At 46.1% G+C, this 15,362-nt stretch carries 13 protein-coding genes; 7 read left to right on the plus strand and 6 right to left on the minus strand.

Annotated features, from left to right (window positions below):
- Nucleotides 1–23 precede the first annotated feature (23 nt).
- From kdgD to glnK, 3 genes are all read right to left on the minus strand, one after another.
- Complete coding sequence (gene kdgD / locus CJU60_RS17825) at nt 24–950, minus strand: 5-dehydro-4-deoxyglucarate dehydratase (protein WP_095714492.1); 927 nt, start codon at nt 948–950, stop codon at nt 24–26.
- Nucleotides 951–1,163: 213 nt separating this feature from the next.
- Nucleotides 1,164–2,108 carry a glutamine utilization two-component system response regulator GlnL gene (gene glnL / locus CJU60_RS17835; RefSeq protein ID WP_024120083.1) on the minus strand — a complete coding sequence of 315 codons (945 nt, stop codon included), beginning with the start codon at nt 2,106–2,108 and terminating at the stop codon, nt 1,164–1,166.
- 9 nt (nt 2,109–2,117) lie between these two features.
- On the minus strand, nt 2,118–3,350 hold the full coding sequence (gene glnK, locus CJU60_RS17840; RefSeq protein ID WP_095714513.1) for a two-component system sensor histidine kinase GlnK: 1,233 nt from the start codon (nt 3,348–3,350) through the stop codon (nt 2,118–2,120).
- Between the two features lie 302 nt (nt 3,351–3,652).
- Between glnK and CJU60_RS17845 the strand changes: the two genes are divergently transcribed.
- From CJU60_RS17845 to mmuP, 4 genes are all read left to right on the plus strand, one after another.
- Nucleotides 3,653–4,636 (plus strand): glutaminase, encoded by a 984-nt coding sequence (locus tag CJU60_RS17845; RefSeq protein ID WP_024120081.1) that lies wholly within the window; start codon nt 3,653–3,655, stop codon nt 4,634–4,636.
- Nucleotides 4,637–4,657: 21 nt separating this feature from the next.
- Nucleotides 4,658–6,094 carry an alanine/glycine:cation symporter family protein gene (locus tag CJU60_RS17850; protein WP_044162103.1) on the plus strand — a complete coding sequence of 479 codons (1,437 nt, stop codon included), beginning with the start codon at nt 4,658–4,660 and terminating at the stop codon, nt 6,092–6,094.
- A 127-nt stretch (nt 6,095–6,221) separates the two neighbouring features.
- Nucleotides 6,222–7,169, plus strand: coding sequence for a homocysteine S-methyltransferase (gene mmuM, locus CJU60_RS17855; protein ID WP_095714514.1), 948 nt, complete (start codon nt 6,222–6,224; stop codon nt 7,167–7,169).
- Between the two features lie 122 nt (nt 7,170–7,291).
- Complete coding sequence (mmuP, locus tag CJU60_RS17860; RefSeq protein ID WP_095714493.1) at nt 7,292–8,704, plus strand: S-methylmethionine permease; 1,413 nt, start codon at nt 7,292–7,294, stop codon at nt 8,702–8,704.
- A 35-nt stretch (nt 8,705–8,739) separates the two neighbouring features.
- On the opposite strand, the gene CJU60_RS17865 is transcribed toward mmuP, so the two are convergent.
- From CJU60_RS17865 to gamR, 3 genes are all read right to left on the minus strand, one after another.
- The gene (locus CJU60_RS17865) at nt 8,740–9,807 is read right to left on the minus strand and encodes a branched-chain amino acid aminotransferase (protein ID WP_024120077.1); all 1,068 of its coding nucleotides are present in this window, start codon (nt 9,805–9,807) and stop codon (nt 8,740–8,742) included.
- A gap of 234 nt (nt 9,808–10,041) precedes the next feature.
- Nucleotides 10,042–10,317, minus strand: a complete 276-nt coding sequence (locus CJU60_RS17870) for a DUF1648 domain-containing protein (protein ID WP_024120076.1) — start codon at nt 10,315–10,317, stop codon at nt 10,042–10,044.
- A 61-nt stretch (nt 10,318–10,378) separates the two neighbouring features.
- Entirely contained in the window at nt 10,379–11,086 is a 708-nt protein-coding gene (gamR, locus tag CJU60_RS17875) for a transcriptional regulator GamR (protein ID WP_024120075.1), read from the minus strand.
- Nucleotides 11,087–11,303: 217 nt separating this feature from the next.
- Here gamR and nagB point away from each other — a divergent pair, with 217 nt between their 5' ends.
- From nagB to gltP, 3 genes are all read left to right on the plus strand, one after another.
- A complete protein-coding gene (gene nagB / locus CJU60_RS17880) occupies nt 11,304–12,044 on the plus strand; it encodes a glucosamine-6-phosphate deaminase (protein WP_095714494.1) in 741 nt (246 codons plus the stop codon).
- Between the two features lie 21 nt (nt 12,045–12,065).
- Nucleotides 12,066–13,961, plus strand: a complete 1,896-nt coding sequence (gene ptsG, locus CJU60_RS17885; RefSeq protein ID WP_095714495.1) for a glucose-specific PTS transporter subunit IIBC — start codon at nt 12,066–12,068, stop codon at nt 13,959–13,961.
- A gap of 138 nt (nt 13,962–14,099) precedes the next feature.
- The gene (gltP, locus tag CJU60_RS17890) at nt 14,100–15,344 is read left to right on the plus strand and encodes a glutamate-aspartate/proton symporter GltP (protein ID WP_024120072.1); all 1,245 of its coding nucleotides are present in this window, start codon (nt 14,100–14,102) and stop codon (nt 15,342–15,344) included.
- The last annotated feature ends 18 nt before the right edge of the window (nt 15,345–15,362 follow it).

Here is a 15,362-nt window from a genome sequence, read left to right on the forward strand (position 1 = left end):
CCCTTTCATGCTTTTTATGTTTGTCAAACCGTCGCGGCCTTCTTCGGGAAACGATCCGCCGCTTGCTTCAAAATGGCTTCTAATTCCTGATAGTGTTCTTTTTCAACCGGCCCGACAGGCGGTCTGGCTGTATTTCTCACATTCATCCCCATAATCTCCATTCCGGCTTTGATCAAGGACACCGCGTACCCTTTCCGTTGCTTCCGGATGTCGTTGATCGGCAGAATGACATGCTGATAGAGTTCCTTCACTGCATCGTTGTTTCCGTTTTTCAAAGCTTCATAGAACATCCGGGAAATATGCGGAATATAATTCGAAATGGCTGAAGAATAAGAGTGGAAACCGATTGGCAGGTAGGACGGCATCGTCACTTCAGCCATCGGCATTCCGTTAAGCCATCCCAAGCGGTCACCAATTGTATAGGCGAGGTTGATATTCAAATCCATGTTCCCCACCCCGTCTTTCACACCAACAAGCTGTTCCAGCTCCGTCAGCCGCTTGATCTGTTCAAGAGAAAATACGGCATTGTCGCGCTGATACAGAATGGCATTCAAGTCTGTGCTTTCAATAATCGTTTTGGCGTACTGATACAGCCCCTCCTGTTCGCCATGCACCAAATACGGAGGAAGGATCAAATAGCCGTCAGCGCCTTTTTTCTCCGATATACGCGCCCAATCAAGCGCGGTGCTGAGATTGCCGCCCACTCCCGTATAGACCGGGACCTTTCCTCCCGCAGCCGAAACTGCGACTTCGACCATGTTTTCGTATTCTTTCTGGCTAAGGGACTGAAATTCCCCTGACCCGCAGGCGATAAAAATCGCTTCCAAGCCTTCTTCGAGCAAAAACTCGATATTTTGAAACAGAGCTTCTTCCTCCAGCTTTCCTTGTGTATTAAAAGGCGCAACCGGAAAACCTAAAATCCCTTCAGGTGCTTTTCTTATACGGCTCATGTACAAAACCTCCTGTCATTTGTGTAAACAGCTCATTTGAAAGCGCTTTAAAATCATGTGGTTGCATATCCTCTCCTTTCAACATATCCTTTTGTTTAATTGTAAGACAAATAAACAATAAGTCAATAACTTTATTTTCAGACTTTTCACAAAAACGCTGAAAGCCCCCGTTTTTCCGCATAAAAAAACAGCCGCTGCTAGCCGGCTGTTTTTTCACATACTTCTTTCTTTCATCGTTTCGTTCAAAAGCTTCGCTTCCAAAAAAAATACGTGTATAAATTTTTTCATATTCACTCTGGCAGGTGCGAGGGGTTTTGCCTCTTTGGATTGAATTTCTTTCATTTTTTGGCTGACGACCGGAAAATCAAAGAATTTTGATGCGTAGGTTTCGAATTTAGGATTCGAAAAATCAGTTGTGCCCAATGAGGCAAAATGGTCCAGCGAATGAATAATGGCTCTGCGGATTCGCTGTTCCGAGGCTTTCACTTCGCGGTTGATTTCCGTTTGTGATGCCGCAGCTCCAAGCTTTCGTTCCGCTACTTGTGTGAAGATTTGTTTTAAAGAAGGGATATTTTTTTCGTAAGGCTCAGATTGTTCATGCTCAGTTAAATACTGAAGGACCGCCATCATATCATGAGCGCCGCCTTCCCCCATCATACCGAGCTCGGATAGCAAAAATGTTCCCGCTTCTTTTAAGCTGTTGTCATTTTTATACTGAGACCGTGCTTTCCGTTCGGTTCGGTTGACCAGCCGGCTTAAAGAGTTTTGGATATCTCCGATCGAGTTTTCAAGCTCGATTCGTTCCTTCACCTTTTGCAGAACAGTCACAATTTCAATACGGTTAATTGGTTTATGAATAAAATATTCAATGCCGAGAGAATACGCTTCTCCGACCATTTCTTTAGCTTCCACTTGTGAGATCATTACGATTTTCCCGGAATAAGAGTCCTTGATCCGGCGTATGGTCTCAATTCCGTCCCGCCCGGGCATTAATAAATCGATTAACAAAATATCAATCTGCTTAAATTGCAATATATGCCCTTCCACTTGGCTTCCGTCTTCCGCTTCACCCGCAGCCTCTCCAAGGTCCTCATCCTCTATGATCTGCCTTAAAATCGACCGCACCGCGCGGTCATCATCAGCGATAAAAAAACGCATATTATCCGTTCATCCTTTCTGAATCAAATGTCTGGCAGGCAGCCTGATGGTAAAGACCATTCCTTGCTGCTGGTTGTGAAACTTGATGTCTCCCTCAAGCTCTGTCACGATTTCCTTGACGTAGGAAAGCCCAATTCCGGTTGAGGGCGTGCCAAACTTGTCATACGTTGAGGTAAAGCCCGGATCAAACACAATATCTCCTATTTTCTCCGAAATGCCGGGACCATTGTCTTCCACCTGAAATTCTATCATACTCTCATCTGGCTTACGGAGCCTCAGGCTGACCGTTCCCTCATCCCCCATCGCCTCCACCGCGTTTGCCGTCAAATTATTAATGATAGAAAGAACAATAAATACATGATAATCGTCATGCTCACCCTCTATTGAACAATGAAAATTGATCTGTTTGCCCAATGATTCAGCATACTTTTCATTCATTCGAATGACAAGCCGGAAAAGGTCCGAGGCATTCATATAATCTTTAAAACTTTCATTAGAAATCAGTTTCGAAAGCCCGGCATATATCCTCTGGTTGTCCTTTTTCACTTCATGAATTTCCCCTGCCAGCCTTAAAATCCTGCCGCCGAGCTGATCGTCCTTGCCCTTCACTTCCCGGTAGAGCTGATAGGATTCATTTGTCACGTGCTCTGTCGTTTTCAGCGTCTTTTTTAAATGCACTGTTTCTTCATATAAATTCGACACAATCATCAGCATGTGCTCATTTTGCCGCCTTGTCTGCTTTTCTCTGGACTGCGTTTCATACAGCTTCAGCACGTTAAAAAAGCTGATGACAATAAATGTATGAGAAATCGCAACGACCGCGATATCCGTTATTTTCTCAGGCGTCACCACCGTATGAAAAATAAGAAACTGAACGGCCAGCTCGACGCTATCGGAAGCAATTTCAATCATAAATCCATAAAAACCGAGCATTACCGGCCGATCACGATAGCGGTTCGCCTGCAACACATAAAACAGACATGCAAACGTCATGTAAAAGAAAAAGCCGGACGCTTGATCATACAGGATTGGAATCAGCCCTGCGTGTCTTCCGTCCCATAATTCCAATAAAACACGAAATACGAAAACCGATGTTCCAGTCAAAAATCCCGGCAATACAGCGGACACATGCCGCAGCAGCACTAAGAAAAAGAAAAAAGCCGGCGCGCCGAAGCTGATTCGGAACTCTTCATTGAGGGGATAAAATTTCAGTTCGCCTGCAAGCGGCACAGTAACGAGCATAAGCGCCATTATATATGCGTCTTTCTCAAAAAAACGTTCCAGTTTGATTATGATCACATCCTCATTTTTTATTTTGAGGAAAGGACAAAAAACCTGCAAATTTCTTTCGACCCAGTATGTAAGCTTTTTATAAAACCAACGGCTTATTTTCAAAAAATTTTTGTCGTATTTTGTATGATTCTGTAGTCTCCATTATACAGTTATGATACCTTTCCGCATTCTTGAAAGCGTTTAACGCCTCGCCTGTCTTCGATTTTACTCCGCCTCAGTCCCCAATAGCAAAAACAGATAGGAGGAATTTGATGAAAGAACTGATAAAAGAACGCCCGGAAGAAAAGAATCTGGCGTCACAGCTGTATGAATGGGTAGAACATTACCGCCCCTTTGCCGCCAATGGACAAAGCGCAAATTATATCCCCGCGTTAGGAAAAGTTAATGACTCACAGCTCGGCATTTGTATATTGGAGCCTAATGGAGCAATGATACATGCCGGCGATTGGAACGTCCCTTTTACCCTGCAAAGCATTTCAAAAGTCATCAGCTTTATCGCTGCGTGCATGAGCCGCGGCATTCCCTATGTGCTTGACCGCGTCGATGTCGAGCCGACAGGTGACGCCTTTAATTCAATTATCCGTCTTGAAATGCACAAGCCCGGAAAACCGTTTAACCCTATGATTAACGCTGGCGCCATTACAATCGCCTCGCTTCTTCCGGGAGAGACAGCCCGCGATAGGCTGGAGTATCTGTACTCTGTCATTGAAACATTAATAGGGAAACGGCCCAGAATACATGAGGAAGTTTTCCGGTCTGAATGGGAAACCGCCCACCGTAACAGAGCACTGGCTTACTACTTAAAAGAGACAAACTTTTTAGAAGCCGATGTGGAAGAAACGCTGGAGGTTTACCTGAAGCAATGCGCTATGGAAGGCACGACAGAAGACATTGCATTGATCGGCCTGATCCTTGCTCATGACGGTTATCACCCGATTCACCGCCAGCAGGTGATTCCAAAGGATGTGGCAAAGCTCGCCAAGGCTTTAATGCTGACATGCGGCATGTATAACGCCTCCGGAAAATATGCGGCGTTTGTCGGGGTACCGGCCAAAAGCGGTGTCTCCGGCGGCATCATGGCGCTGGTTCCTCCAAGCGCCAGAAGAGAGCAGCCTTTCCAAAACGGATGCGGCATCGGCATTTACGGGCCTGCCATTGATGAATACGGCAACAGCCTGACTGGCGGCATGCTGCTGAAGCACATCGCGCAGGAGTGGGAACTCAGCATTTTTTAAAATAAAAAACGAGGTGATTGTATGCAGCAATTCCTGGAACATATCGTCGGTTTCGCTAATGATTTTTTGTGGTCAAAGCTATTAATTGTATTGCTTCTTTCTTTGGGAATCTATTTTACGTTCAGGCTTAAATTTTTGCAGGTTCGCATGCTGAAGGAAATGGTCAGGGTATTAAAGGAAGGCGCTGCATCCCGGTCGAAAAACAGCATCTCTCCGTTTCAAGCATTTTGTATCAGCATGGCAGCCCGTGTCGGCACCGGAAACATTACGGGTATTGCCATTGCGATTGCGCTGGGCGGGCCCGGTGCGATTTTCTGGATGTGGATTATTGCCATTATCGGGTCAGCGTCAAGCTTTGTCGAAAGTACACTGGCTCAAATTTATAAGGTGAAAGATGCAAACGGCTTCCGCGGCGGTCCTGCTTATTATATGGAAAAAGGACTGAACAAAAGATGGATGGGCGCCTTGTTCGCCGTTTTAATCACGCTGTCGTTCGGTATCGTCTTTAACTCGGTTCAATCAAATACGGTCAGTCTCGCGTTTGAAAACGCGTTCGGCACAAACCGCCTGACACTTGGACTCATTTTAATTGCTGTGTTTGGAACGATTATCTTTGGCGGAGTCAAACGCATCGCAAAACTGGCTGAATATATTGTTGTTGTTTTGGCTGTCCTGTATATCGGAGTCGCTTTTTTCGTGATTCTCACAAACATCACCCAGCTGCCTGCCGTTTTTGCGCTTATTGTCAAAAACGCGTTTGGATTTGACCAGGCGGCCGGCGGTGCTTTGGGAGCGGCTTTAATGCAGGGTGTCAGACGGGGGATTTTTTCAAACGAAGCGGGAATGGGAAGCGCACCGAATGCCGCTGCCACCGCGACGACAAGCCATCCTGTAAAACAAGGGCTGATCCAGGCATTTGGTGTGCTTACTGATACGCTGGTCATTTGTACAAGCACGGCCTTTATCATCCTGTTTTCAGACGCCTATCATACACCGGGACTGAGCGGAATCGCATTAACTCAAGCCTCTCTCAGCTCCCATATCGGACCATGGGCGTCAGGCTTTCTCGCCATCCTGATCCTCTTATTTGGATTCTGTGCCTTGATCGGCAACTATTATTATGGCGAAACCAATATCGGCTTTTTGAACAAAAGCAAAAAACTGATCTTCGTTTACCGCATCGGCGTGCTTGCAATGATCGTGTTTGGCTGTGTAGCCAAGGTGCAGCTTGTATGGGATTTGGCCGATTTGTTTATGGGCTTGATGGTCGTCGTCAACTTAATCGCCATTTTCTTATTGTCTAAGGTGGTTTTTGCGGCTCTCAAGGATTATACCCGGCAGAAAAAAGCGGGCAAAGATCCCGTTTTTTATAAAAATGTCATAAAAGATCATGAGCGGATTGAATGCTGGGAGCTTTCAGAAACGCCTGCTGATCCTCATAACAAACAAATATCATAACGCAGAAGGTGTTCAGATCAATGGAATCTGAACACCTTTTATCTTTCGGTTGATTGACAAACATCAAGACGTCCTTTACCATTTTCATATCTTTTCAAAAAATCAGAAAGAAGGAACGGAACAGCCTATGAATCCAATTCAGCATCTATTAGATACATACCCGCTTATCGTGTTAGACGGCGCGATGGCAACCGAGCTTGAACGCAAAGGCTGCGACTTGAATGACAGTCTCTGGTCGGCAAAAATTCTGATGGAGCAGCCAGACCTGATTAAACAAGTTCATACTGATTATTTTGCGGCAGGCGCCGACTGTGCGATCACCGCCAGCTATCAGTCTACGTTTGAAGGCTTTGCCGCACGCGGGCTCAGCGAAGCGGAAGCCCGCCGGCTTATCCAGATGTCCGTCAGTATCGCGGCCGAAGCCCGTGATGAATTTTGGGCACAGAAAGGTAACCGCTTGAATCGGCCAAAACCGATCGTTGCGGCCTCTGTCGGCCCGTATGGCGCCTATCTTGCGGATGGCTCTGAGTATCGCGGAAACTACGGAATCTCTGAGGATGAGCTGGCTGAATTTCACCGCCCCCGTATGAAAGCCCTGATTGACGCCGGTGCGGATGTTTTGGCATGTGAAACGATTCCATGTCTTACTGAGGCAAAAGCAATTGTCCGTCTGCTGAAGGAATTTCCTGAAACATATGCGTGGTTCAGCTTCAGCGCGAAAGACGGTCTGCATATCAGTGACGGAACCCCTGCCGCTGAATGCGCGTCATGGCTTGATCAGCACAGTCAAGCGGCGGCGGTCGGGATCAACTGCACTCCGCTTCAGCATATCCCTTCATTGATTGCTGAGCTAAAGAAGAACACTTCTAAACCGATTATCGTCTATCCGAATTCAGGCGAACAGTATGATCCGGACACCAAAACATGGAACGGCGCAGCATGCGGCGAGCCTTACGGACAAAACGCGCGCATCTGGTATGAAAAAGGAGCAAAGCTGATTGGCGGCTGCTGCCGGACAAAACCGGAGGATATTAAAGAAATCGCCGGCTGGGCCCGGACTTTAAAAACCACTTGACTTATCGGAATAGTTTGTATATTCTAACCTAAAAGCCGGCTTGCCGGAATCTCGTGTCACCCGCTGACATGAGATTTTTTATTAGGAAGCCATCAAATCGCCGTATAGAAAGTTGGAAAAAGATGAAATCCGCTCACAACAAGAATGAGACAAACTTTCAGAGAAGTATGAAAAGCAGACACCTCTTTATGCTTTCATTAGGAGGCGTCATCGGAACCGGTCTGTTCTTAAGTTCAGGCTATACCATACAGCAAGCAGGCCCTGCCGGAACCATCCTTGCGTACTTAGTCGGCGCGGGAATTGTCTATTTGGTCATGCTGTGCCTTGGCGAATTGTCTGTAGCCATGCCAGTGACAGGCGCGTTTCATACCTATGCAGCAACATACATAGGGCCGGGCACAGGTTTTACGGTCGCCTGGCTGTACTGGCTCACATGGGTCGTTGCATTGGGATCTGAATTTACAGCGGCAGGCCTGCTAATGCAGCGCTGGTTCCCCGATACGTCTGTTTGGATGTGGAGCGCCGTTTTTGCTTTGTTGATTTTCTTGCTCAACGCGTTTTCAGTCAAGTTTTTCGCTGAATCAGAGTTTTGGTTTTCCAGCATTAAAGTATTAGCCATTGTATTATTTATTCTTTTAGGCGGCGCCGCTATGTTCGGCATCATCCCGATCAAAGACGGGGGCGCTGCTCCGATGCTGTCAAACTTCACAGCGGAAGGCGGGCTCTTTCCGAATGGATTTGTCCCCATTTTCATGACCATGCTGTCTGTCAACTTTGCCTTCTCGGGAACTGAGCTGATCGGAATTGCCGCGGGTGAAAGCGTCGATCCCGACAAGACCATACCAAAAGCGATTAAAACAACGGTCTGGCGCCTCTCACTCTTTTTTATCGGAACCATTTTTGTACTCTCAGGGCTGATTCCGATTCAAGAAGCGGGCGTTATCAAAAGCCCATTCGTTGCAGTCTTTGACAGAGTCGGTGTACCGTACGCAGCTGACATCATGAACTTTGTCATTCTGACAGCCATCCTGTCAGCCGCTAATTCCGGACTTTACGCTTCGTCCCGTATGCTTTGGTCACTGTCAAAAGAACAGACGCTTCACCCAACATTTGCAAAGCTGACATCAAAGGGAATCCCGCTAAACGCGCTGGTGTTCAGCATGATCGGCGGCATCCTGTCATTACTGTCCAGCGTATTTGCGCCAGACACTGTTTACGTTATACTCGTGTCGATTTCCGGCTTTGCCGTCGTTGTCGTTTGGATGGGCATCGCCGCTTCTCAATTCATGTTCAGAAAACGTTATCTGGAAGCGGGAAACAAGGTCACAGATTTGAAATACCGAACGCCTTGGTACCCATTTGTGCCGATTGCCGCATTTCTTTTATGTCTGGCATCCGTGATTGGCATTGCCTTTGATCCGAATCAAAGAATCGCGTTATATTGCGGTGTGCCGTTTATGGCCATCTGCTATGCGGTGTATTACACGAAAAACCGCAAAAGCCGTCCGGCCGCTGATATGACCCATTCAAAATAAAAGAACCTGCCCCAAGGCAGGTTCTTTTTCTATCCTCATACTTCCACTGTCCAATGAAACGGGTCTTTCACTTTTCCAAGCTGAATGTCAGTTATCGTTTGATACAGCTTTTTTGAGATTTCTCCTATTTGCCTGTCGTTCACAATCACCGTTCTTCCATGAATATTGAGTTCGCCGACAGGCGTAACAACCGCAGCCGTACCTGTGCCGAATACCTCTGTCAATTCCCCTCGTGCGGAGGCTGCATAAATATCATCGATCGATATCTTTTCTTCCCGGACCGGGATGCCCCAGCTTCTGATCAGCTCAATAGCAGAAGCTCGTGTAATCCCGCTCAAAATGCTTCCGCTTAATGCAGGAGTCACAACTTCTCCATTTATGACGAAAAAGATATTCATGCTCCCTACTTCTTCCGCGTATTTCTTTTCAATGGCATCCAGCCATAGCACCTGATCATAGCCTAATTCATTCGCCTTCTGCTGCGCCTGAAGACTCGCCGCGTAATTTCCTGACGTCTTGGCATTTCCGACTCCGCCATTAACTGCCCGCACAAACTCATCTTCCACATAGATGTTAATCGGCTGCAGCTGATCGCCATAGTAAGAGCCGACAGGCGAAAGCACGATCATAAATGTATAGTTTTTTGACGCCTTTACACCGAGACTCGGTTCAGTGGCAATAACAAACGGACGAATATACAGCGACGTTCCCTTTTCCCTCGGAACCCACTCTTTTTCCAGCTCGACCAATTGCGTCAGTGCCTCCAGCACCAGCTCTTCGTCTACAGGAGGCATACTCATTCGCTGACATGATCTGTTCAGCCTTTTAATATTTTGCTCCGGCCTGAACAGCAGCACCCTGCCATCTTCAGTTCTGTATGCTTTCAAACCTTCAAAAACAGCCTGGCCGTAATGGAAAACAGAAGAGGATGGATCGAGCATAATCGGTGCATAAGGAGTAAGTCTTGGACGATGCCAGCCCTTTTCCTCCTCATAATCCATCACAAACATATAATCTGTAAAGTATTTGCCGAACCCTAAGGATGAAGGGTCTGGTTTTTCCTTCTTTGATGTGATTTTCTCTCGTTCAATAAGCTTGTTCACTGATAAGCACACCTTTCTAGATGAATTTGTTTAAATTTTCTGTCAATTTTGAGCTGCAAATCGGTAATGCCTTTCTTTTTTACAGGCGGTTTTCCGTTCTCATTTGATATAAGAGGGCTCAAATATAAATGTCAGAATATTCTTTATCGTCTTCGGCTATTATACACTACATTTAGTGTAAGATGAAGGTGAAGTTAAAGAAAAAACAGCCAGAGATTTTTCCGGCTGTTTTCGTTAAACTGCTAAAAACAAAATGACAGCATGACCAATCAGCAGAATATAAACCGCGATCCCTAACTGCCAGTTGACCTTCCGCGCCAATGCAAAAACAATCATCAATGCCGGCAAAATAGCTGTTCCAGCCAGCTTGTTGACCGTCAAATCCGGGCTGTTCGTTACATCATAATGAATCGGCATATCTGCCGGAAGAAAAGGATAAAACACCATAGAGAGTATGACAGCCGCAATGACAGACCCCCACACTACTTTCTCATTCATCAATAGAAACATAGAACCAGTCCTCCTCATCACTTCCTAAAACAATAAAGCGTTTTCTTTATCTCCCATTGCTTTACGATTGATATGACTGTTCTACGGTGAATTTCGTTCGGTCTCCTCGTGTAATAATTTGTGCATATTCTACTACTTCTTCATTTTTGTCATAGGTGAGGGATTCCGATAAAAATGCAGGCGCTCCAACATTGGTTAACAGGTGCCCGCTGATCGTTTCATCCGTTAAAATCGGTTCGATCGATTCCGTCCCCCTGCTGATTTCGATATTGTATTTTGTTCTTAATAATTCAAACAGAGATCCGGTGCACTCTTCCTGCGCTAATCCCGGTGCCGCTTTCCAAGGTATATATGAGGTATGGTATTGCAAAGGTTCACCCTCGGCGTATCTGACTCTGATAAGCTTGTTAACAGGCTCATTCTCTTTCATTTTCAGCAGCTCGGCTATGGAATGATCGGCAGGGATCACCACAAGTTCAAGCACTTTTGACTCAGAACGCAGCCCCCTCATTTGTTCTGCAAAACTCGTAATCTTATGCGGAATCGGCGTTTGGATTTTAGCTGCCGATACAAATGTTCCTTTTCCTTGGATTCTCTGAATATATCCTTCAAGCTCAAGCTGCTGCAAAGCCAGCCTTACAGTTGTTCTGCTGACATCATATTGCTCGCAAAACTCGCTCTCTGTCGGCAGCTGATCATTCGCCTGATATTTGCCCGACTTGATTAATTCAATGATTTTAAATTTGATAACAGAATATAAAGCTGCCATTTCATCCTCCCCATTCTGTATGTAAACCGATCTTTTTGAATGAAACCATAATACCATCTGCATTCCTATTTTGAAAGATTTGTACTTCCTTTTGTAACAAATTTTCAGAAAATAACGTTGACAATTTTATGGCGATGGTGCTAAATTCGTAATGACAAATATCATAAATTGATCATAACAAATATGATGCTTGTCTATTTCATTGAGGGGGTGTCAGATGAAGATCATCGTTGCTGATCATTATGAAGATCTCTGTAAGTTAAGCGCTAACATGATTAAGGAATATGTACAGGCAAAGAAAGATGCCGTTCTTGGTCTGGCTACCGGCAGCACGCCGATCGGCTTATACAAACAGCTCATTTCAGACTATCAGGCAGGCGAAATTGATTTTTCAAAGGTTATAACATTTAATTTGGATGAATACGCAGGCCTGTCTCCATCTCATCCACAAAGTTATAACAAATTTATGCACGAGCATCTTTTTCAGCATATCAATGTTCAGCCTGACCATATTCATATCCCGCAAGGAGACAATCCCCAGCTTGAGGCTGAGTGCAAAGTGTATGAGGAACTTATCCGCCAGGCGGGAGGCATTGATGTGCAAATCCTTGGCATCGGCTCGAATGGCCATATTGGCTTTAATGAACCCGGCTCTGATTTTGAGGACCGGACACGAATCGTCAGGCTGTCTGAAAGCACGATACAGGCAAATGCCAGATTTTTCGGCGGCGATCCTGTACTTGTGCCGAGGCTTGCCGTTTCAATGGGCATAAAAACGATCATGGAATTCAGTAAACACATTGTGTTATTAGCAAATGGCGAGGAAAAAGCGGACGCGATCCGAAAAATGGCTGAAGGGCCTGTGACGCCGGACGTACCGGCCTCGATTCTTCAAAAACACAATCATGTAACCGTTATCGCCGATCAAAAAGCAGCTCAAAAACTGAAGAACTTATAAAACAAATAGAAGGAGACTGTTATGTTTAAAAAGGCATTTCAAATTCTGCAACAGCTCGGCCGCGCTTTGATGACTCCGGTTGCCGTCCTGCCGGCAGCCGGTCTGCTGCTCCGTTTCGGTGACAAGGATTTACTTAACATTCCTATTATAAAGGATGCGGGCGGCGTTGTATTCGATAACCTGCCGCTGATTTTTGCCGTAGGTGTCGCGATTGGTTTAGCTGGCGGCGAAGGAGTAGCCGGGCTTGCCGCTGTCATCGGATACTTGATTTTAACCGTCACCCTGGATAACATGGGAAAACTACTCGGCCTTCAGCCTCCTTATGAAGGGGCCGAGCATCTGATTGATATGGGGGTATTCGGCGGCATTATCATCGGGCTGCTTGCCGCATATTTGTACAAGCGTTTTTCATCAATAGAGCTGCACCCCGTCCTTGGATTTTTCTCAGGAAAACGATTTGTCCCGATTATTACTTCGGTAAGTTCATTGGTCATCGGCGTTATTTTCTCATTTGTTTGGCCGCTAATTCAAAACGGAATTAACGCCGCCAGCAGCTTAATTGCCGATTCAACGGTCGGCCTGTTCTTTTATGCAACAATCTATCGCTTACTGATTCCTTTTGGACTGCATCATATTTTTTATACACCTTTCTATTTTATGATGGGCGAATACACAGATCCATCGACAGGCAATACCGTAACCGGCGATCTGACAAGGTTTTTCGCCGGAGACCCGACTGCGGGACGTTTTATGATGGGCGATTTCCCTTACATGATTTTCTGTCTGCCGGCAATCGCGCTTGCCATCATCCATACCGCGCGGCCCGAAAAAAAGAAAATGATTTCCGGCGTCATGATTTCAGCAGCGCTTACGTCTATGCTCACTGGAATTACAGAGCCAGTTGAATTTGCTTTCTTGTTCGTCGCGCCTGTGCTTTATTTAATAAACTCTATTCTTGCCGGCATCATCTTTGTCGTGTGTGATCTGTTCCATGTCCGTCACGGCTACACCTTCTCCGGCGGCGGCATTGACTATGTGCTGAATTACGGGCTTTCGACAAACGGCTGGGTCGTCATTCCTGTCGGGATCGTCTTCGCCTTCATTTATTACTATTTGTTCCGTTATGCGATTTTGAAATGGAATCTGAAAACACCCGGCCGTGAAGCAGATGAAGATGATCAAAGTGAAGCCAAATCTCCTGTTTCAAAAGACCAGCTCGCCTTCCACGTATTGCAGGCGCTGGGCGGCCAGCAAAATATCGCCAACCTCGACGCATGTATTACAAGGCTGCGTGTCACCGTTCATCAGCCAAGCCAAGTAAACAAAGACGAACTAAAGCAGCTTGGGGCGGTAGGTGTGTTAGAAGTGAACAACAACTTCCAAGCGATTTTCGGCACAAAGTCAGATGCTTTAAAAGATGATATCAAAACGATTATAGCTGGAGGTGTCCCGGCTGCCGCCGCGGCGCTTGATGCTGAAGCCGAGACCCAGCAGGAGCCTCCTGCCGAAGAGTCTTTTATATATCCGATACAAGGAGAAAAACTCTCCCTATCCGACGTGCCTGACCAGGTATTTTCAGAAAAAATGATGGGTGAGGGTTTCGCGATTGATCCAACAGAAGGAAAAGTCGTTGCCCCCGCTGACGGCGAGATTGTATCGATATTTCCGACAAAGCACGCCATTGGCTTTACAAGCGCTGGCGGCACGGAAATGTTGATTCATGTCGGCATTGATACGGTGAAGCTGAACGGAGAAGGCTTTGAAGCTCATGTCACGAGCGGCCAAACCGTCAAACAAGGCGAACTGCTTCTAACCTTTGAACTGAATTACATTAAGCAGCATGCTGCTTCCGCCATAACGCCTATTATTTTCACAAATGTATCTGAGGAACAAATGAACCGTATGAACATGAAGTAAAAAAGTCCCCTGACGCGGGGGACTTTTTATCCAACATAATGAAAGCGCTATCAAAATAAATTTTTAAAAAAGGGGTTTGCATTTGATTCACGAATGGTATGAATAAGCCTCATCATATCATTCTAAAGGGGGATTCATTTGAAAAAATTTATCGCGTTTCAAATTTTAATCGCATTGGCTATCGGCGCAGTAATCGGCCACTTTTTTCCTGATTTCGGAATGGCGCTCAGGCCTGTCGGTGACGGATTTATCCGCTTGATTAAAATGATTGTCGTGCCGATTGTATTTTCTACCATTGTCATCGGAGCTGCTGGAAGCGGAAGTATGAAAAAGATGGGCAGCCTCGGCGTAAAGACCATTATCTGGTTTGAAGTGATCACCACTTTGGTGCTGGGCCTGGGACTTTTATTGGCAAATGTCTTAAAACCGGGCGTCGGGCTGGATCTTTCTCACTTAGCGAAAAAAGATATTCATGAACTTTCCGGCTATACAGAGAAAGTCGTGGATATCAAACAAATGATCCTCGATATTATCCCGACAAACATTATTGATGTCATGGCCAGAAACGATTTACTCGCTGTCATTTTCTTTGCGATTTTATTCGGTGTTGCCGCCGCTGGCATCGGCAAAGCCTCTGAACCAGTGATGAATTTTTTTGAATCGGTCGCTCAGATTATGTTTAAACTGACGCAAATCGTCATGGTGACCGCTCCTATCGGCGTGCTTGCCCTGATGGCCGCCTCTGTAGGCCAATATGGCATTGAACTCCTCCTCCCCATGTTTAAATTGGTCGGTACTGTTTTTCTTGGTCTGTTTCTGATCCTCTTTGTCCTCTTTCCGCTTGTTGGTCTCATCTTTCACATTAAGTATTTTGAAGTGCTGAAAATGATATGGGATCTGTTTCTGATTGCGTTTTCTACAACCAGCACCGAAACCGTTCTTCCTCAGCTTATGGATCGAATGGAGAAATACGGCTGTCCGAAGCGGGTGGTATCATTTGTCGTTCCCTCCGGCTTATCGCTGAATTGTGACGGATCAAGCCTATACTTATCGGTTTCCTGTATATTTTTGGCACAGGCCTTCAATGTAGACATGACGCTGTCACAGCAGCTTCTCATGATGCTTGTGCTTGTTATGACCAGCAAAGGCATCGCCGCTGTTCCGTCGGGCTCCCTTGTCGTTCTTTTGGCGACTGCAAACGCTGTGGGGCTGCCTGCCGAAGGCGTCGCCATTATTGCAGGCGTGGACCGCATCATGGATATGGCCCGAACAGGTGTTAATGTACCGGGACACGCGGTCGCCTGCATCGTGGTTTCTAAATGGGAAAAGGCCTTCCGCCAAAAAGAATGGGCCGCCGCAAACGGACAAACGGAAAGCATGTAAAAAAAGAACACCTCTCTG

Origin of the sequence: Bacillus sp. 7705b (assembly GCF_002289525.1) — a bacterium.
GTDB classification, from domain to species: domain Bacteria; phylum Bacillota; class Bacilli; order Bacillales; family Bacillaceae; genus Bacillus; species Bacillus halotolerans.